Raw genomic sequence first — 17,978 nt, forward strand, 5'->3', positions numbered from 1 at the left:
GGATGGGGAGCACGCGTACGCAGCTGAGCCTCGCCGAGGCGCGCCGCGTCGCGGTCGCGGCGCAGGGCCTCGACCGGCGTACGCGACCGCGCCCGCCGACGCCGACGATGCGGCACCTCGGCGGGGTGCTGGACCGTACCGGCGTGTGGCAGGTCGACTCGGTGAACGTGCTCGCGCGGGCCCACCTGATGCCGCTGTTCAGCAGGCTCGGTCCCTACGACACCGACCTGCTGCGACGCGCCGCGGAGTCACGACCGCGCCGGGTCGTGGAGTTCTGGGCCCACGTACAGGCGTTCATGCCGGTCGAGCTGTGGCCGGTGATGCAGCACCGCATGCGCCTGCACCGCGACTCGCCGCGGTGGCACCAGTGGCTCGGTGACCACGACCGCGTGGCCCAGCAGGTGCTGAGCGCGGTGCGCGAGCACGGACCGAGCACGGCGCGGGACCTGGACGACGGTGCACCGCGCTCACGTGACCACTGGGGCTGGAACTGGTCGGAGGCCCGCCGGGCCCTGGACTACCTCTACCTCGTCGGGGACCTCGCGATCGCGGGCCGGACCAGGCAGTTCGAGCCCGTCTACGACCTGCCCGAGCGCGTCCTGCCCGTCGAGGTGCTCGCGGCGCCGGCGCTCGGGGCCGCCGAGGGTGTCCGCGAGCTCGTACGCCGCGCGGCCCGGCACCACGGGGTCGCCACGCTCTCCGACCTCACCGACTTCTACCGCCTGCAGCAGGTGCGAGGACAGGGTCAGCAGGCGGCTCGCGACGCCGTCCAGGACCTGGTCGCCTCCGGCGAGCTGCTGCCGGTGCGGGTCGAGACGTGGGACCGGCCCGCGTGGTTGCACCGCGACGCCCGGGTGCCCCGAGCCGTCGACGCCGCGGCCCTGCTGAGCCCGTTCGACCCGCTCGTGTGGCACCGGGACCGCACCGAGCGGCTCTTCGGGTTCCACTCCCGCATCGAGATCTACGTGCCGGCGGCGCATCGGCGCTGGGGGTACTACGTGCTGCCGTTCCTCCTCGGCGACACGCTCGTCGCCCGCGTCGACCTCAAGGCCGACCGCACGGCCGGGGACGGCGCGTTGGTGGTGCACGCCGCGTACGCCGAGCCGGGGCGCGCACCGCAGGAGCAGGTCGCGGACGAGCTCGCCCGTGAGCTGCGCGAGGTCGCACGCTGGTTGGGACTCCCGCGGGTGGTGGTAGGAGGACGCGGAGATCTCGCCCCCGCTCTCGCCACACGCCTGGTGGCGACCTCGGGCGCGGAGGAGGGCAGCCCATGAGCACGTCGCACCCGGTCTTCGCGCGCTTCTTCTCCGCGCTCTCCGACGCCATGGAGGACCGGGGCCTCGGTGAGCGCCGCGCCGCGCTGCTCGACGGTCTGACCGGCCACGTGGTCGAGGTGGGTGCCGGCGACGGCTCGAACTTCAGGCACTACCCCGGCCACGGCCGGGTCGAGCAGGTCACCGCGGTGGAGCCGGAGACGTGGCTGCGTGCGAAGGCCCGTGGCCGCGCAGCGAAGCTGCCGCTGTCGATCACCGTGGTCGACGGCGCCGCGGAGGACCTGCCGGTGAGGGACCGCAGCGTCGACGGCGTCGTGTTCTGCCTGGTGCTGTGCAGTGTCGCCGACGTCCGCGCGGCTCTGGACGAGGCCTTCCGGGTCCTGCGGCCCGGGGGCACCCTGCGCGTCCTCGAGCACGTCGCGGCCACCGGCACCCTGGCGCGCGGCACGCAACGGGCCCTCGACGCGACCGTGTGGCCGGCCCTGTTCGGTGGGTGCCACACCGCCCGGGACCCCCTGCAGCACGTGGAGGCGGCGGGGTTCCGGGTGCTGGGATCCGAGCGGGTGCACTTCCCCGACGGCGGTCTGCCGACCCCGGTGACGCCGCACCTGCACCTGCGCGCCGTCAAGCCCTCCTGACGCCGAGGGGTCACTTCTCGCGAGGGGTCACTTTCCGCGAGGGGTCACTTCTCGCGGAGCCGCGGAAACCGGGTCGCGTACGCCGCCGTCGCTGCGCTTGACTGGGACCGTGAGCACGCCCCCGCGCCCGGATCTCGACGACCTCCGCCTGACCGGCCTGACCGACCTCGGTGGTGACCCCTCGACGCGGCTCGACGAGTTCATCGACGCCGTCGCCCGCGGCTTCCACGAGACCGTCTCCGACGACGACCGCGCGCTGTGGCGGAGCACGACGCAGCCGGAGCGGTCCTTCGGCATCCGTGGCGGCGAGGGTGCGGCGGAGAAGTGGGTCGCGACGATGGCGGCCTTCGACCGCGTCCTGACCGTGCCCGGGGGCGAGTTCCCGATCTGTGCCATCAGCGAGGTCACCGTCGCGCCCGCCTACCGTCGTCGCGGCCTGCTGACCCGCATGATGCGTCACCAGCTGCAGGACGCCCGTGCCCGCGGCGAGGCGGCGGCCTACCTCTGGGTCAGCGAGCAGGCGATCTACGGCCGGTTCGGCTTCGGCGAGGCGACCCGGCGTCTGACGCTCGAGGTCGACACGCGCCGCGGGGCCTTCGAGCCGCGCGTGGATCTCGGCGACGGTGTCGTCGACGAGGTCGACCGGGACACGGCGCTGCAGGTCGTCCCCGAGGTCTTCGAGCGGTTGCGCCCGCGTACGCCGGGGTGGTTGGACCGTCCCGGTCCGTGGTGGGAGGCCGCGACGTACGACGCGGAGGGTGCCCGCGGGGGAGCGGGCCCGCTGCGCTTCGTGCTGCACTGGAACGCCGCGGGCGAGGTCGACGGCTACGCCCACTTCCGCTGCAAGGAGGGCGGCCCGGACAGTGAGGGCGAGCTGCGGGTCTCCCAGCTCGTGGCGGCGACGCCGCAGGCGCGTGCCCGGTTGTGGCGCCTGCTGCTCGACGTGGACCTGATGCCGAGGTTGACGACCCGCTTCGGCGGTCCGGCGGAGCCCCTCCCGTGGTGGCTGGCCGATCGCGACGGGAGCTCCGAGAGGCTGCGGTCCGGCACGTTCCTCCGGCTCGTCGACGTGGAGGCCGCCCTGGCGGCGCGCACGTACGCGACCGAGGTCGACACCGTCATCGACGTGCGCGACACCCTGCTGCCCGAGAACGCAGGGCACTTACGCCTGCGCGGCGGGCGCGAGGGTGCGGAGGTCGCGCGCGTCGACAGCGCGGTCGCCGCCGATGTCGCGCTCGACGTCCGCGACCTGGGCAGCGCCTACCTCGGGGGCGTCGACCTGCGTACGCTCCACCGCGCCGGCCTCGTCGACGGCAGCACCGCGGCGGTCGGGCACCTCGCGGCCGCGCTGCAGCACGACGTGCCGGCGGAGTGCCTGGACATGTTCTGAGCGGTCGCGGCCTCACGTACCATCGGCCCCGATGCCCCCCTTCGTCCTGCTCCTCGGTGCCGTGCTGCTCGTCGGCGGCCTGATGCCGTCGGCTGCCGTGGCGAGCCCGGCGGACCGCTCGCACACCGGGCGTGACGGGGTGGCGCGGGCCTTCCCGCTGCCCGGCGGGGCCTCGTACGGGTCGGCCCACCACGACTACCCGGCCACCGACCTGTTCGCGCCGTGCGGCGCGAGGGTCGTCTCCCCGGTCGACGGGGTCGTGCTCGAGCTGAGTCGCAAGGACCGGTGGAGCTCCGCGACGAACCGCGGGGTCCAGCGCGGCGGCAAGTTCTTCTCGATCGAGGGTGACGACGGCGTCCGCTACTACGGCTCCCACCTGCGCGGGGTGCGACCGAAGATCAAGGTCGGCAAGCGCATCCGGGCCGGCGTGGTGATCGGGCGCAACGGACGGACGGGCTCCGCGGCCGGCACCCCGTGCCACGTGCACTTCGGCCTGAGCCCCGTCTGTGCAGGCAAGCGCGACTGGGGCGTACGCCGCGGCGTGGTCAGCCCGTACGAGTTCCTGCGTTCGTGGGAGCGCGACGGCTCACGGTCACCGAAGCGTGCGGTGCGCGGCTGGGAGCGCACGCACGGCTGCCCGCAGGCTCCCTGAGCCCGACCGCGCCGCCTCGACCCCCGACGTCTCTGACCTCGCTGCCGCGCCCGGCAGCATCCTCGACCCCTCAGGAGCAACACCGTGCCCTCCATCCTCGACCGAGTCCTCCGCGTCGGTGAAGGCAAGATCCTCAAGCAGCTCGACAAGGTCGCGAACCTCGTCGAGGCGATCGCCGACGAGTACTCCGACATGACCGACGAGCAGCTCCAGGCGTGCACGCAGGAGTTCCGCGACCGTCTCGAGGCAGGTGAGACCGAGGACGACCTCATGCCGGAGGCCTTCGCGGTCGTCCGCGAGGCCGCGACCCGCGTGCTCGGCCAGCGCCACTACCGGGTGCAGATCATGGGCGGCGCGGCGCTGCACCTGGGCAACATCGCGGAGATGAAGACCGGTGAGGGCAAGACGCTGGTCGCGACGCTCCCGGCGTACCTCAACGCGCTGTCCGGCAAGGGCGTCCACGTCGTCACGGTCAACGACTACCTCGCCCGCTACCACGCGGAGTGGATGGGCCGCGTCCACGCGTTCCTGGGGCTGACGACCGGGGTGATCCTGCCGACGATGCGGCCCGACGAGCGGCGTGCGGCGTACGCGTGCGACATCACCTACGGCACCAACAACGAGCTGGGCTTCGACTACCTGCGCGACAACATGGCCTCCTCGCTGGAGGACTGCGTGCAGCGCGGCCACAACTTCTGCGTCGTGGACGAGGTCGACTCGATCCTCATCGACGAGGCACGGACGCCGCTGATCATCTCGGGCCCGACGCAGGACGAGGTGAAGTGGTACGACCAGTTCGCCCGCATCGCCCGTCGCCTGGTCAAGGACGAGGACTACGAGGTCGACGAGAAGAAGCGCACCGTCTCGATCCTCGAGGACGGCATCACCAAGGTCGAGGACCAGCTGGGCATCGACAACCTGTACGAGTCCGCCAATACGCCGCTGATCTCCTTCCTGAACAACTCCATCAAGGCCAAGGAGCTGTTCCGCAAGGACAAGGAGTACGTCGTCATCAAGGGCGAGGTGCTCATCGTCGACGAGCACACCGGCCGCATCCTCTCCGGTCGCCGCTACAACGACGGTCTGCACCAGGCGATCGAGGCGAAGGAGGGGGTGGAGGTCAAGGAGGAGTACCAGACCCTCGCCCAGATCACGCTGCAGAACTACTTCCGCCTCTACGACAAGCTCTCCGGCATGACCGGCACGGCGCTGACCGAGGCCAGCGAGTTCGACAAGACCTACAAGCTCGGTGTGGTGCCGATCCCGACCAACAAGCCGGTGATCCGCCGCGACGAGCGCGACCTGGTGTACCGCACGGAGGTCGCGAAGTTCGACGCGGTGGCCGACGACATCGCCGAGCGCCACGAGAAGGGCCAGCCGGTGCTGGTCGGCACGGTGTCGGTGGAGAAGTCGGAGTACCTGTCGAACCTGCTGCAGACGCGCGGTATCCCGCACTCGGTGCTAAACGCGAAGATGCACGCCGACGAGGCCGAGGTCGTCGCGCTGGCCGGCCACAAGGGCGCGGTGACCGTCGCGACCAACATGGCCGGTCGAGGCACCGACATCATGCTGGGCGGGTCGGTGGAGTTCCTCGCCGACCGCAACCTGCGCCAGCGGGGTCTGGAGCCCGCGACACCGGAGTACGAGGGGGCCTGGCAGCCCGAGGTCGACAGGGTGAAGCAGCAGGTCTCCGACGAGGCCGACGAGGTGCGCGAGGCCGGCGGCCTGTACGTGCTCGGCACCGAGCGTCACGAGTCACGGCGCATCGACAACCAGCTGCGTGGACGTTCCGGCCGTCAGGGTGACCCGGGGGAGTCGCGCTTCTACCTCTCGCTGCAGGACGACCTGATGCGGCTGTTCAAGGCCGACTGGGTCGACCGCGTGCTGACCACGCTGAAGGTGCCCGACGACCTGCCGATCGAGAACAAGACGGTCACGAACTCGATCGCCTCGGCCCAGGGCCAGGTGGAGAGCCAGAACTTCGACTCCCGCAAGAACGTCCTGAAGTACGACGACGTGATGAACCGGCAGCGGTCGGTCATCTACGACGAGCGGCGTCGGGTGCTCGAGGGCGCCGACCTGCGCGACCAGGTGCAGGACATGATTCGCGACGCCGTCACCGCCTACATCGTCGGTGCGACCGACGGGTTCGGCGAGGAGTGGGACCTCGAGGCGCTGTGGACCGCGCTGGGCACGCTGTACCCGATCGGCATCGACCGCGAGGAGGTCGAGGCGCAGTCGGCGAACCTCGACCGCGAGGAGCTGCTCGAGATGGTGCTCGAGGACGCGAAGGCGGCGTACGCCGAGCGCGAGGAGGAGATCGGCTCGGAGATCATGCGCGAGCTGGAGCGTCGCGTGATCCTCTCGGTGCTCGACCGCAAGTGGCGCGAGCACCTCTACGAGATGGACTACCTCCGTGAGGGCATCGGCCTGCGGGCGTACTCCCAGAAGGACCCGCTCGTGGAATACCAGCGCGAGGGCTACGACATGTTCGCCGGGATGATGGAGGGCATCAAGGAGGAGACCGTCGGCTTCCTCTTCCACCTCGAGGTCGAGCTCGAGGACGAGCACGACCACGACGAGGACCCGTTGCAGGTGACCGCCGCCTCGGCTGCGGCGACGGCCGGCTCCTCGCCCCTCGCCGCCGCTGCGAACCGTCCGCACATCAGCGCCAAGGGGCTCGAGGAGACCGAGGCGCCGACGGACCTGACGTACTCGGCCCCGTCGACCGACGGCGACGGCGGCGTGGACGTGCACAAGGACCAGGCCACCGCGGCCGTCGACGACCCGTACGCAGGCATCGGTCGCAACGCCGACTGCCCGTGCGGGTCGGGCAAGAAGTACAAGAAGTGCCACGGCGCTCCGACGGGCCCGACCGGTATGACCACCCGCGCCGGGGGCTGACGGGCTCGCTCGGTGGGCGGCGGGTTCGCCCTCTGCCCTCACTCCACCCACTTCACCCGCCCCTGGATGCCCGCACCTGCGGGCGTCCAGGAGCCGGGGTCGCGTCGCGATGAACTCACCCGAGGCGTACGCATCCCGCGCCGCGAGGCTGTGATCCACAGACCGGCTGAGCCGGCAAGGCGTCCAACGGGTCTTCGAGCTCGGCGACTGGTCGGTCGAGGGGATGCGAGAGCCACCCACTCACCCGAACTGCACGTCCACGGCCTGCCAGCGCCCCTCGCGCCGCTCCACGCGGATCGCGATCGCGCGGCACCGGGCGCCCTGCTGCACGACCACGCTGAGCTCGGCCGCGTACACGTGGGTGCGCGAGACGTGCACCGTGCGCACCTGAGGGCGGGCGTGCCGGACGCTGCGGACCCGGGTGCCGCCGGCGGTCAGCAGCTGGTAGCGCCGCTGCAGGTCGTAGTAGACGTCCTCGTCGGTCGCCTTCAGCAGCTGCGTGACGGGACGGACACCCGCCGCGACCTCGACCAGTGCCTGCGCGAACTGGGTCGCCCACGTGTGCAGCGGGTCGACGGCCTGGCCGGCGGCGGGCTGCAGACCCGACCGCGCCGGCACCAGTCGCAGATCCGGCGCGGGCAGCGGCGGGGCCGGTGCGGGCACGTCGAGGTCCAGCGCCAGGCTGCCCTGCACGGCGCACACCGGCGCCGGGACCCCGACGCGGCGTACGACCCGACGGGCCCCCGGGCGCTCGACCGGTGCGAGAGCGATGACGTTCGACGGCAGGGATCGCGAGGCAGCGGGCGGCGTGGGCGTGGTGTCAGCGGACATGGGGGGCTCCTGGAGGCGGGTGTGGACGGCTGGGGACGGGACGGTCGGTGCTGGTCGTGACAGGGGAGAGGCGGGTGCGGGCTCAGTCGCAGCCCGGCGCGAGACTCGAGGTGTCGAGACGGGTGCCGGGGCGGATCAGGTCGGGGTCGGCGCCGATGGTGCGGCGGTTGGCGGCGTACAGGTCGCGCCAGCCGCGCTCGATCGCGGGCGCGCTCCCCGCGCGCAGCTCCTGCTCCGTGATGGACCAGAGCGAGTCGCCGGCGCGTACGACGTGGTCGCACCGATCTGCTGCGCCGCCGGGCCGGGCGACGGGACGCGACGTCTCGGGGCTCGACGTCGCCGCGGCCGGTCGTTCGGGCCGCACGACCACCGGGGGCCCAGGTGCTGGGAGCGCGGGGGAGGGGAGTCCGTCGAGCGCCTCGGCGAGGCGCAGCGAGGAGTCCTGACCCGATGAGCCACCGGGTGCGGGAGCTGTCGCGTACGCGGGCTGCGCGACGCCGACGCAGACGACCAGGAGCACCACGCGGCACAGGGTCGTCGGTGCACCCAGGCGCCGCAGCGCCGCGAGCGCCACGTCGGGCGACCGCCGGTGACGGAGGGCCACGAGTGCCAGCACCACCAGCCAGGCGAGCGCCGCACCCCCCGCGAGACGGGCGGCGACGAGCACCTGCGCCTCGAGCGTGGGCAGCATGTCGTCAGTCATCGGTGTGATCCTTGCGTTTGCGTCTGTTTGCATCATTTGACGACGTTTGAGCCTGTTCGTCAAACCTTGCTCCACAAGACGCAGCGCACCGACGCGCCGTCGGGCACGCTGAGCACGTGACGACGCAGCCGCCCGACGGCCCCCGCCCCGAGCGGTCGCTGCCGGTGCCAGACCCGGTCGAGGCACTCAGCGATCTCGAGTCCCAGGCCGCTGCCTGGAGCCGCGAGGAGCGCGAGGCCGAGGTCGACGACCGCGTGGTGGAGGCCTACCGGTCGGTGACCCTCGCCGCCAGGCTCGTCGCCTCCCTCGGGCGCGACCTCGTGGTCGACCTCGGACGGGCAGGACGCGTACGCGGCGAACTCACCGGCGCCGGCGACGGGTGGGCCGTGCTCGAGGACGACCGCGGGGTCGAGACGGTGGTGCTCACCGAGGCGGTGTCGGTCGTCCACGGCGCGGTCCACGCCGCCGCCTCGGCCGCAGCCTGGCCGCTGTCCTCACGCCGCAGTCTGGCTGCGTCGCTGACGCGGCAGCTGGCCGATCAGGCGCCCGTGGTGCTCACCCTTCGCGACGGTGAGCGCCGCTCCGGACGCGGACGACGTGTGGGAGCCGACTTCCTCGAGCTGGGCGTCGACGACGGGGGCACCGTGCTGGTCGCGCTGAGCGCGGTAGCCACGGTGCGACGCGCCTGATCGGGGTGGGGCCGCCGGGGGGCGGCTACAGCTCGGCGTTCTCCGCGCCGGCCTCGGTGTAGGGGTGGGACTTCACGAACTCGTCGGTCTCGGCGTACATCCGCGCGATGAACTCCTCGAGCTTCGTCGCCTCGACACGCCACTGGCCGCGACCGCCGATCTTGATGGCGGGCAGGTCGCCGCGCCGCACCAGGGCGTACACCTGGGCGGTGGAGGTGGCGAGGATCTCCGCCACCTCGGGCAGCTGGAGGAAGCGGGGTCCCGCGACGTTCTCGGGCATGCGATCAGTCTGGCACGGCCGACCGACGGGGCGGCGCGGTGAGGCGGACGTACGCCGGTTCTGACCGTGAGCCTGTGGAAAACCCGGCTGGACCGGCCCCGATACCGCAAGACTGGAGGGGTGTCGACTTCTCGCGTCCCCTCTCGGCCCCCTCGCACAGGACCCGAACGCTCGCGCCGCGGCGTCGCGTGGCGCGATCCCCGGTTGGCCGTGGGCGTGCTGCTCGTCGCCGGCTCCGTCGTGGTCGGCACCCTGCTGCTCGGCGGGGACGACCCGGGCGTCCCGGTCTGGCAGGTGCGCGCCGATCTCGCCGACGGAGCTCCCATCGACCCGGCCGACCTGCAGAGCGTGCGTGTCGTCCTGCCGGCCGAGGCGGCGGGGGCGTACGTCTCCGCGGCCTCCCCCCTTCCCGCCGACAGCGTCGCGCGTCGCGGCGTCGCCGCCGGGGAGCTGCTGCCGGCCGGGGCGCTGGAGCGCGACGGTGAGGGTCCGGCGCTGGTGCCCGTGCCGGTCGGCGACGAGGGCATCCCGGGCGTGATCCGACCCGGCTCTCTCGTCGACGTCTGGGTCGTGCCCGGGGAGGGTGCGCTGCCCAGCGAGACCTCGCCGCTGACCTCGGGTGCCGCCGAGCGCGTGCTCGACGACGTCGCGGTCGTCAGTCTCCCGACCGGGGTCGCCCTCGGCGGCGACGCGCCGGCACCGCTGGTCGTGGGCGTCGACGCGGACGCGGCGGTCGAGCTCGGTGAGGTGCTTGCGCAGCTGACGACAGGTCGTGCGGTCGTCGTGGGTCAGGGCTGATGAGCGGCGACGGCGACGCCTCCGCGTTCGGGGCGCCGGGCGTACGCCGAGGTGTGCTGCTGCTCGCGGACTCCCAGGAGTGGGAGTCCACCGCGTTGTCGCTGCTGCGTGCGAGCCGCTCGTTCGTGGTGGCGCGACGGTGCCTGGACGTGCCGGACCTGATGGCGCTCGCGGTGACCGGCGAGGCCTCGCTGGCGGTCGTCGCGGGTGACGCGTCGGGCTTCGACGCGGCCTGCGTCGCCCACCTCCCCACCCACGGTGTGGCCGCCGTGGCGGTCGTGCCCGACGGGGCGGTCCCCGGTGCGTGGACGGCTCCGCGAGGCACCGCCGGCACGGTCGGCGTCGACCTCGCCGGCCTGGACGGCGCGCTGGCAGCAGCGCTGGAGACACGGGAGCCACGCGAGGCGCCGCAGAGGACGGCGACCGCGGCCCCCGAGGCGGACCTCGAGGGTCGCGCGGACGAGGCGATGTCCGGCCGAGCGGGGGAGCAGGCAGACATCAGCGGCGGCACGGCTGCGCCGAGCCCGACGCAGCCGACGGCGTCGTCCTCCAGCAGCCCGCGTGGTCGACGCGGCCGGGTCGTCTGCGTCTGGGGACCGGTCGGCTCCCCGGGGCGTACGACGATCGCGCTGGCCCTGGCCGGCGAGCTGGCCGCCCGCGGACGACGTACGACACTGCTCGACCTCGACCCCTGGGGCGGCACGGTCGGGCAGCACCTCGGCATCCTGAGCGAGGTCTCCGGGCTGCTGGCGGCCTCACGCGCTGCGTCGGGTGACACGCTCACCGCCGACCGGCTCGACGAGCTCTGCGTCGGTGTCGGCCGTCACCTGCGCGTTCTCACCGGCCTTCCCGGCGCCGACCGCTGGTCCGAGGTCGGCGTCGGCACGGTGGAGCATCTCCTCGGGGCGGCGCGGGAGCTGGGCGACGTCGTCGTGGATCCCGGTCCCGCGCTCGACCCGGCCGCCGTGGGCGGGTGGGGTGGCAGGCCCGTGCGCGAGCACCTGGCCACCGAGGCCGTCGCCGCGGCCGACGTGCAGGTGCTGGTCGGGTCCGCCGACCCGGTCGGGCTCACCCGCCTCGTGCGGGCCGCCGCGCAGCTGGCGGAGATCCGGCCCGAAGGCCCCGACCTGGTGCTCCTCAACCGTCAGCGACCCACCCTGGGCTGGGGGCCCGAGGAGGTGGTCGACGTCGTACGCCGGGCCGTGCCCGACGCACCGGTCGTCACCCTCCCCGACGACCGAGCGGGCGTCGACCGGGCGTTGGCGGAGGGGGCGCTGCTCACCGAGTCGGGTCCGGGGCCGCTCCGCGCGCACGTCCGCGACCTCGTCGAGGACCGTCTCCTCGCGCTGCTCGGCGAGACCGCCCCGACGTCCGGGCCCGACGACCGGGGTGAGCAGTCCGTCGCAGGCCAGGTGGCTCAGGTCGCCGCCCGGCTCATCCCGCGAAGAGGAGCCCGAGACCGGCCACGGTGATCGCGACCATCACCACCAGCAGCGGCAGCTGCGAGGTGCGTTCGCGTCCGGGGGGCACGACGGTCAGCGCCCGGTCGTGCGCGGCGAGCGCGCCGAGCACGTGGCCGCCCACGATGAGCAGCACGACCGAGGTGGCGAGCACCGAGGGGTGGTCGGCGAAGACGTACCAGGGCGAGAGCCCGGCGGTGCCGAGCACGTCCCATCCCCGTCCGAGGGGGTCCGACAGCTGCGCGATCGTCTGCAGCCCCGTCGTGGGCAGCGTCGAGAGGTAGTGCGCCAGGGCGTACCCGACCGCGATCGGCACCAGCGCGTGCGCGAGCAGACCCGGGGTGGCCCGGGCCCCGCGGACGCCGTCGCGGGTCGGTGTCGCCGCCGCGCCGCCGACCAGCAGCGCACCGACGAGCAGCACGAGACCGAGCATGACCGCGGTGCCGATCAGCTCACGGCTCACCGTGCTGTCCTGAACGAAGCGCACGTACGGGGTGAGCGTGGAGAGGCTGTCGTACGCCGTGGTGCCCAGCAGGACCGCCACGACGGCCGTCACGCCCGGCGGCACCGGGGCGGAGGCGAGGTGGGCCAGGGGGCTGCGCAGCACCAGCGTGCCGGAGCCGCCCCCGCTCCGATCGCGGTCCCAGGGGCTCAGCCGCGCGACGAGCTCGGAGTAGACCTCGAAGGGATCGGCGGCGGCGAGCCACCGGGTGCCGAAGAGGAGTCCGCCGATGAGGGTGAGGACGAGGTAGCCCGCGATCCAGATGCGCAGTGCGTCCAGGAACGCGGCCTGCGGGTTCACGAGCTCCTGCCAGGTGAAGGCCAGAAGCGTCAGGGCCGCCGGCCACACCCCGACCCGCGGGGACAGCGACAGCAGACCCTCGGCGGGGTCGATGCGGGCGACCCGGCCGATCAGCAGCAGCAGGGTGCGGACCGGCGAGAGCCATCGCACGACAGGGCCGAGCAGTAGCGAGGCGGGCACGAGACCGACCCAGACCAGCACGTAGAAGACGCCGAAGACCGGGTTCGTCGCGAGGTCCTGGCCCGCGACGAGCGCCAGCATGAACCAGGCACCGGCGACCAGCCCGAGACCGCGCACCACCACGGCGTACGCGGTCGAGTCCACGACCCGCGTCAGCCGCGGCAGGGGCCTGCCGGCCGGGGGCGGGGAGTAGCGCGGCCGCGTCCAGGCGACGCCGGCGACGGCGACCGAGGCGACCAGCGCGGCGGCGGCCGCCGCGATCGTCAGACCGAGGGGCAGCGGGAGGTCGGCGGCCCCTCCGATGCCGTGGTGGGGCACGAGGACCGACGCGGGACGGAGCACCGCTCCAGCGTAGGCAGCCTCCGTCACCCGACCCGGGGGCCGGTCACTCCACGGTGACCTGCGCGAGCACCTGACCCGACTCGTGCTCCTCGATCTCCACCACGCCGGCGCGCTCGAAGGTCACCGTCTGCGAGGACCGGCCTGGCTCGAAGTCCAGGTACTGCTCGGGGCTGGAGTGCACGTGCAGCTCGATCGCCCGGTCGGTGTCCACCCGGATCGTCAGCTCGCTGCCGCGCTTCAGGTCGAGCTCGGCGGAGTTGGGGCGGACGCGGTCGTCGCGCACCTGCACCGTCAGCACGGGCGCCTCGAAGGCCTCGTCGAGAGCCTCCTCCTCGGCCGGGTCGTCGCTGGCGGTCGTCTCCTCGGCGAGGTCCGAGTCGCTCGTCGTCGCCTGGACCGTCGGGTTGTCCACGGCACTGGGGCTGTCGGGGCCGTCACCCTCCCCGCAGGCGGACATCATCGCGGCGAGCGCGACGACGGTGGTGACGAGGGCTGCGGGGCGACGGGAGAGGCGCAAGGAAGGCTCCGTGGGGTGGGGGACCGGCACGTGGCGCGTGCCAGAATGACCCGCGCCCCGACCGGTGCGGTCAGGTCCGATGCAATGTCTGAAGCAGTGTCTACGGTGCCAGAGGTGCCCACGAGTCCCGGGAGACAGTCATGGCCTCACGCCTGAGCGCTGCGGATCTCTCCCTGCTCGCGCTGGAGACCCCGCAGACGCCCATGCACAACGCGACGCTGGAGATTCTCGAGCCCGGGGAGTCGGGCTTCGACTACGACCGCCTGCGCGCCCTGGTCGAGGACCGGCTCGCGTTCGTGCCCCGCTACCGCAAGAGGCTGCGTACGGTGCCCGGCGGTCTCGGCACCCCGGTCTGGGTGGAGGACGAGACCTTCGACCTCAGCTACCACGTACGCCGCTCCGCCCTGCCGTCCCCCGGCGACGACGACCAGCTGCGCGACCTGGTCGGCCGCATCATGAGCCGTCGGCTCGACGCCTCCCGTCCCCTGTGGGAGGTGTACGTCATCGAGGGCCTGCAGCGGGGCCGCGTCGCGATGTTCACCAAGTCCCACCAGCTGCTCGTCGACGGCTCCGACACCGTCGACCTGGCCCAGGTGCTGCTCGACTCCACCCCCGACAGGCGCGAGATGGTCGCCGAGGACTGGGTGCCCCGCTCCGAGCCCCGCGCCCCCGGTCTGCTGATCGGCGCGGTCCGCGACAACCTCGCCCGGCCCGAGCAGGCCGTGGAGGCCGTCCGCGCCTCCGCCGACGCGGTCGGTCGGCGCGCCGCCCGCCGGCTCGGACCCGTGGCGCGCCTCGCGCGTGCCGTCGCCCCCGGTGGTGACACCTCGACCGAGTCGATCCTGTCGGTCCGGCCCTCCGAGCAGCGTCGCCTGGCGACGCTGGCGACCGACCTGGAGGACTACCGGCGCATCCGCGAGGTGCACGGCGGCACCGTCAACGACGTCATCCTCGCCACCGTCACCGGCGGCATCCGCGCCTGGCTGATGACCCGGGGTGAGTCGCTGGCCGCGCACGCCCACCTGCACGCGATGGTGCCGATGTCGGTGCAGGACGACGACCTCGCCCCCACCTCGTTGGGCGCCCAGGTCGCGGGTCACGAGCTGAAGCTGCCCATCGGCGAGAGCAGCGCGGTCGTCCGCCTGCACCAGGTGTCCTACGCGCTCACCGCCCACAAGGAGACCGGCAAGTCGGTGGCCGCGAACCGGCTGGCGGGCATCGCCGGCTTCGCGCCCACGACCTTCCACGCGCTCGGCACCCGCGTGGCGCTGGACCACCGCCGCCGCGAGATCGACCTGGTGATCACCAACGTGCCGGGGCCGCAGTTCCCGCTGTACGCCGCGGGTTCGCAGATGCTCTCCACCTACCCGGTGCCGCCGCTGCAGCCGCGCTCGGCCCTGGCCATCGGGGTGACCTCCTACGACGGTCACGTCTTCTACGGCCTCACCGCCGACCGCGACGCGATCCCCGACGTCGACGTGCTCGCCGCGTGCATCGCCGAGGCGCTCGAGGAGCTCGTGGACTCCGCCTCCGACCTGGGAGCGCGGGCGCCGCGGGGGCTGTCGCGGCGGCGGCCGCGGCGTACGGACGACGAGCCCTCATGAGCCCAGGTGAGCTCTCGTGAGCGAGGACGCGGCCCGCCTGTACGTGCCTGCCACTCGCGCACTGCTGCGCGCCGCGCGGAACACGGGAGACCTCGAGGTGATCTCGGCCCACGCGGTGACGTCGGCGCTCGCCGCGGCGATGCCAGGAGCCGACGAGGAGGAGCTCGCCTGGGCCGCACTCACCACCGCGGCACAGGCCTCGCTCGAACTCTCGGACGACGGCGCACGACGTCTCGTGCTCGTCGTCGACGCCCGCGGTGCCACCGACGCGGGGGACCCCGACGACCCGACCCTCGTACGCCTCGAGTTCCCCCCGGCCTGGAAGCGCGCCGCCGCGATCCACGCCGACCTGCCGGACGCCGCGCCCGCCGTCCGAGCAGCGCGGCAGGCGTACGCCACGGGCTCACCCGACGCGGACCGGCTCGCGGAGGCGTGCCTGGACCACGAGCTCGGCTGGTTCGGCGTGCAGGAGCTCGACGACCTGCTGACCTGAGGGCTTTGAGCCCTCGGCCGAATCCGTGCCAGGGTGGGCGGATGGACGCCTACGCCGACGTGCCCACCCCCGTCAACGAGCCGAACCTGCACTACGCGCCCGGCTCGCCCGAGCGTGCCGAGCTGGAGGTCGAGCTCGTACGCCAGGAGAGCACCCACCTCGACCTGACCTGCACGATCGGTGGCGAGAAGCGGACCGGCGGCGGGGCGGAGTTCACCGTGGTGCAGCCCCATGACCACGCCCACGTGCTCGGCACCGGCCGGATGGCGTCGGGCCAGGACGCGACCGACGCCATCGAGGCGGCGCTGGCCGCGGCGCCGGCGTGGCGCGACACCCCGTACGAGGCCCGCGCCGCGGTCATCCTCAAGGCCGCCGACCTGCTCGCGGGTCCGTGGCGACAGAAGCTGAACGCCGCCACGATGCTGGGCCAGGGCAAGTCGGCGTTCCAGGCCGAGATCGACGCCGCCTGCGAGCTCATCGACTTCTGGCGCTTCAACGTGCAGTTCGGTCGGGACCTGCTCGCCGAGCAGCCGCCGGCCAACTCCGCCGGTGTGTGGAACCGCATGGACCACCGCCCGCTGGAGGGTTTCGTCTACGCCATCACCCCCTTCAACTTCACCGCCATCGCGGGCAACCTGCCGACCGCGCCGGCGCTGATGGGCAACGTGGTGCTCTGGAAGCCGTCCCCGACCCAGCAGGTCGCCGCGCACCTGCTGATGGAGCTGCTCGAGGAGGCCGGCCTGCCCCCGGGCGTCATCAACCTGCTGCCCGGCGACGGTCTCGACGTCTCCGACGTCGCGCTCACCCACCCCGACCTCGCGGGCATCCACTTCACCGGCTCCACCCCGACCTTCCAGCACCTGTGGAAGACCGTCGGGGAGAACATCGCCGGCTACAAGACCTACCCGCGAATGGTCGGCGAGACCGGCGGCAAGGACTTCATCTGGGCCCACCCCTCGGCCGACGTCGACGTGCTGCGCACCGCGATGGTGCGCGGGGCGTACGAGTTCGCCGGTCAGAAGTGCTCGGCGGCCTCCCGTGCGTACGTGCCCGCCTCGGTGTGGGAGCACCTGAAGGACGACCTGGTCGCCGACATCGAGTCGATCCAGCAGGGCGACCCGACCGACTTCGGCAACTTCATGGGCGCGGTCATCGACGACCGGGCCTTCGCCAAGCACAAGGCGGCCATCGACCGTGCACAGGCGGCGGACCACATCGAGGTGCTGGCCGGCGGCACGTACGACGACTCGGTGGGCTACTTCGTGCGGCCGACCCTGCTGCTGTGCGACGACCCGAGCGACGAGATCTTCCACGTCGAGTACTTCGGGCCGATCCTCGCCGTGCACGTCTACGACGACGCGGTCGAGGGGACCTACGACGCGACGCTGGAGCAGATGGAGTCGGTCTCCGCCTACGCCCTCACCGGCTGCGTCATCAGCCAGGACCGCTACGCGGCCCAGGACGTCATGCACCGGCTGCGCTACGCGGCGGGCAACTTCTACATCAACGACAAGCCCACCGGCGCGGTCGTCGGGCAGCAGCCGTTCGGTGGCGCCCGCGCCTCGGGCACCAACGACAAGGCGGGGGCACCGCAGAACCTGCAGCGCTGGACGCTGACGCGGTCGATCAAGGAGACGTTCGTGCCGCCGAGGGACTACCGCTACCCCCACATGGGCTGACCGACGGCTGCGTGAAGCCCTCCACGCGTCGTGGCGCGTCGAGGGCTTCACGCACCCCCTGCCGAGCGGGTCAGCTCAGGCGAGCCATTGCTTGCCGACCTTCTCCTCGGTCCGCATGGCGGCCGAGAGCAGGTCGGCGATGAGCTTCTCGAGCTTGCCGCCGATCAGCGGCACGGAGACCTTGATGTCGACCGACACGGTCTCGGTGGTGGTGCCGTTGTGCTCGTCGAGGCTGATGGTGCCCTTGACCGAGCCGGGCTTGCCGGGGATCTCGACGCCCAGGTCGGCCGCCCGCGGTGAGGTCCAGTGCTCGGTCTGCACGATCGTGGTGGTGTCGCCGATGAACTTCTTCGCGGCGCTGGGGACGCCCTTGGTCTCCTGCACCTGCTCGATGCGGACGTCCATGCCCTCGCCCTTCGGCGTGACGTCGACGTCCCAGGACTGCGTCTGACGCAGTTCGGAGCAGACCTTCTCCCGGAACTCCTCGGACTTCAGCATCTCGAAGACCTGCTCCGCAGAGGCCTCGTAGGTCATGGTGTGCTCGTAGCGCATCGGGGCTCCTTCAGTGCCGGCGACGTGGACGGTCCGCGGCACATCATGGCGCGACGTACGCCACGGCGCAGCAACCGGCCGCATGTTGCGTCAGGCCGCGATGACCGGGAAGGTCACAGTGAGACGCCCGACACAGCGAGTCGCACAGGCCGAGCGCGAGGACAGCGTGCGGCAGACCGCCGAGGAGAGG

At 72.8% G+C, this 17,978-nt stretch carries 17 protein-coding genes; 11 read left to right on the forward strand and 6 right to left on the reverse strand.

Annotated elements, in window-relative coordinates; translation table 11 throughout:
- Positions 1-2 precede the first annotated feature (2 nt).
- The 5 genes from KLP28_10580 (at position 3) to secA (ending at position 6,858) form a co-directional block, all read left to right on the forward strand.
- Positions 3-1,274 carry a winged helix DNA-binding domain-containing protein gene (locus tag KLP28_10580; protein QWC84055.1) on the forward strand — a complete coding sequence of 424 codons (1,272 nt, stop codon included), beginning with the start codon at positions 3-5 and terminating at the stop codon, positions 1,272-1,274.
- Complete coding sequence (locus KLP28_10585; protein ID QWC84056.1) at positions 1,271-1,912, forward strand: class I SAM-dependent methyltransferase; 642 nt, start codon at positions 1,271-1,273, stop codon at positions 1,910-1,912. The genes KLP28_10580 and KLP28_10585 overlap by 4 nt, the downstream gene beginning before the upstream one ends.
- A gap of 109 nt (positions 1,913-2,021) precedes the next feature.
- The gene (locus KLP28_10590; protein QWC84057.1) at positions 2,022-3,302 is read left to right on the forward strand and encodes a GNAT family N-acetyltransferase; all 1,281 of its coding nucleotides are present in this window, start codon (positions 2,022-2,024) and stop codon (positions 3,300-3,302) included.
- 31 nt (positions 3,303-3,333) lie between these two features.
- Positions 3,334-3,954 carry a M23 family metallopeptidase gene (locus KLP28_10595; protein ID QWC84058.1) on the forward strand — a complete coding sequence of 207 codons (621 nt, stop codon included), beginning with the start codon at positions 3,334-3,336 and terminating at the stop codon, positions 3,952-3,954.
- An 84-nt stretch (positions 3,955-4,038) separates the two neighbouring features.
- Entirely contained in the window at positions 4,039-6,858 is a 2,820-nt protein-coding gene (secA, locus tag KLP28_10600; protein ID QWC84059.1) for a preprotein translocase subunit SecA, read from the forward strand.
- Between the two features lie 240 nt (positions 6,859-7,098).
- On the opposite strand, the gene KLP28_10605 is transcribed toward secA, so the two are convergent.
- Together KLP28_10605 and KLP28_10610 are read right to left on the reverse strand one after the other, a co-directional pair.
- Positions 7,099-7,689, reverse strand: a complete 591-nt coding sequence (locus KLP28_10605) for a hypothetical protein (GenBank protein ID QWC84060.1) — start codon at positions 7,687-7,689, stop codon at positions 7,099-7,101.
- Between the two features lie 82 nt (positions 7,690-7,771).
- Complete coding sequence (locus KLP28_10610; protein QWC84061.1) at positions 7,772-8,392, reverse strand: LysM peptidoglycan-binding domain-containing protein; 621 nt, start codon at positions 8,390-8,392, stop codon at positions 7,772-7,774.
- Between the two features lie 116 nt (positions 8,393-8,508).
- Between KLP28_10610 and KLP28_10615 the strand changes: the two genes are divergently transcribed.
- A complete protein-coding gene (locus tag KLP28_10615; protein QWC84062.1) occupies positions 8,509-9,081 on the forward strand; it encodes a hypothetical protein in 573 nt (190 codons plus the stop codon).
- Between the two features lie 25 nt (positions 9,082-9,106).
- Here the strand turns inward: KLP28_10615 and KLP28_10620 are convergent, their stop codons facing one another.
- Positions 9,107-9,361 (reverse strand): helix-turn-helix domain-containing protein, encoded by a 255-nt coding sequence (locus KLP28_10620; GenBank protein ID QWC84063.1) that lies wholly within the window; start codon positions 9,359-9,361, stop codon positions 9,107-9,109.
- Positions 9,362-9,571: 210 nt separating this feature from the next.
- Here KLP28_10620 and KLP28_10625 point away from each other — a divergent pair, with 210 nt between their 5' ends.
- On the forward strand, positions 9,572-10,159 hold the full coding sequence (locus KLP28_10625) for a hypothetical protein (GenBank protein QWC84064.1): 588 nt from the start codon (positions 9,572-9,574) through the stop codon (positions 10,157-10,159).
- Positions 10,159-11,631 carry a hypothetical protein gene (locus KLP28_10630; protein QWC84065.1) on the forward strand — a complete coding sequence of 491 codons (1,473 nt, stop codon included), beginning with the start codon at positions 10,159-10,161 and terminating at the stop codon, positions 11,629-11,631. The genes KLP28_10625 and KLP28_10630 overlap by 1 nt, the downstream gene beginning before the upstream one ends.
- Here the strand turns inward: KLP28_10630 and KLP28_10635 are convergent.
- Complete coding sequence (locus tag KLP28_10635) at positions 11,594-12,919, reverse strand: hypothetical protein (GenBank protein ID QWC86929.1); 1,326 nt, start codon at positions 12,917-12,919, stop codon at positions 11,594-11,596. The genes KLP28_10630 and KLP28_10635 overlap by 38 nt on opposite strands.
- A 67-nt stretch (positions 12,920-12,986) precedes the next feature.
- On the reverse strand, positions 12,987-13,460 hold the full coding sequence (locus tag KLP28_10640; protein QWC84066.1) for a hypothetical protein: 474 nt from the start codon (positions 13,458-13,460) through the stop codon (positions 12,987-12,989).
- Between the two features lie 140 nt (positions 13,461-13,600).
- Between KLP28_10640 and KLP28_10645 the strand changes: the two genes are divergently transcribed.
- The 3 genes from KLP28_10645 to pruA are packed head-to-tail and all read left to right on the forward strand — an operon-like array spanning position 13,601 to position 17,236.
- Complete coding sequence (locus KLP28_10645; GenBank protein QWC84067.1) at positions 13,601-15,064, forward strand: wax ester/triacylglycerol synthase family O-acyltransferase; 1,464 nt, start codon at positions 13,601-13,603, stop codon at positions 15,062-15,064.
- Positions 15,065-15,080: 16 nt separating this feature from the next.
- Complete coding sequence (locus KLP28_10650; GenBank protein QWC84068.1) at positions 15,081-15,557, forward strand: hypothetical protein; 477 nt, start codon at positions 15,081-15,083, stop codon at positions 15,555-15,557.
- A 41-nt stretch (positions 15,558-15,598) separates the two neighbouring features.
- The gene (pruA, locus tag KLP28_10655) at positions 15,599-17,236 is read left to right on the forward strand and encodes an L-glutamate gamma-semialdehyde dehydrogenase (GenBank protein QWC84069.1); all 1,638 of its coding nucleotides are present in this window, start codon (positions 15,599-15,601) and stop codon (positions 17,234-17,236) included.
- 75 nt (positions 17,237-17,311) lie between these two features.
- On the opposite strand, the gene KLP28_10660 is transcribed toward pruA, so the two are convergent.
- Positions 17,312-17,788 carry a DUF2505 domain-containing protein gene (locus tag KLP28_10660; protein ID QWC84070.1) on the reverse strand — a complete coding sequence of 159 codons (477 nt, stop codon included), beginning with the start codon at positions 17,786-17,788 and terminating at the stop codon, positions 17,312-17,314.
- Positions 17,789-17,978: the final 190 nt, after the last annotated feature.

It is taken from the genome of Nocardioidaceae bacterium, assembly GCA_018672315.1.
GTDB lineage: Bacteria > Actinomycetota > Actinomycetes > Propionibacteriales > Nocardioidaceae > TYQ2.

Coding starts and splice junctions, on each gene's coding strand:
- pruA (QWC84069.1), top strand. CDS start 15,599: ATGGACGCCTACGCCGACGTGCCCACCCCCGTCAACGAGCCGAACCTG.
- KLP28_10585 (QWC84056.1), top strand. CDS start 1,271: ATGAGCACGTCGCACCCGGTCTTCGCGCGCTTCTTCTCCGCGCTCTCC.
- KLP28_10595 (QWC84058.1), top strand. CDS start 3,334: ATGCCCCCCTTCGTCCTGCTCCTCGGTGCCGTGCTGCTCGTCGGCGGC.
- KLP28_10610 (QWC84061.1), bottom strand. CDS start 8,392: ATGACTGACGACATGCTGCCCACGCTCGAGGCGCAGGTGCTCGTCGCC.
- KLP28_10660 (QWC84070.1), bottom strand. CDS start 17,788: ATGCGCTACGAGCACACCATGACCTACGAGGCCTCTGCGGAGCAGGTC.
- KLP28_10605 (QWC84060.1), bottom strand. CDS start 7,689: ATGTCCGCTGACACCACGCCCACGCCGCCCGCTGCCTCGCGATCCCTG.
- KLP28_10620 (QWC84063.1), bottom strand. CDS start 9,361: ATGCCCGAGAACGTCGCGGGACCCCGCTTCCTCCAGCTGCCCGAGGTG.
- KLP28_10630 (QWC84065.1), top strand. CDS start 10,159: ATGAGCGGCGACGGCGACGCCTCCGCGTTCGGGGCGCCGGGCGTACGC.
- KLP28_10645 (QWC84067.1), top strand. CDS start 13,601: ATGGCCTCACGCCTGAGCGCTGCGGATCTCTCCCTGCTCGCGCTGGAG.
- KLP28_10580 (QWC84055.1), top strand. CDS start 3: ATGGGGAGCACGCGTACGCAGCTGAGCCTCGCCGAGGCGCGCCGCGTC.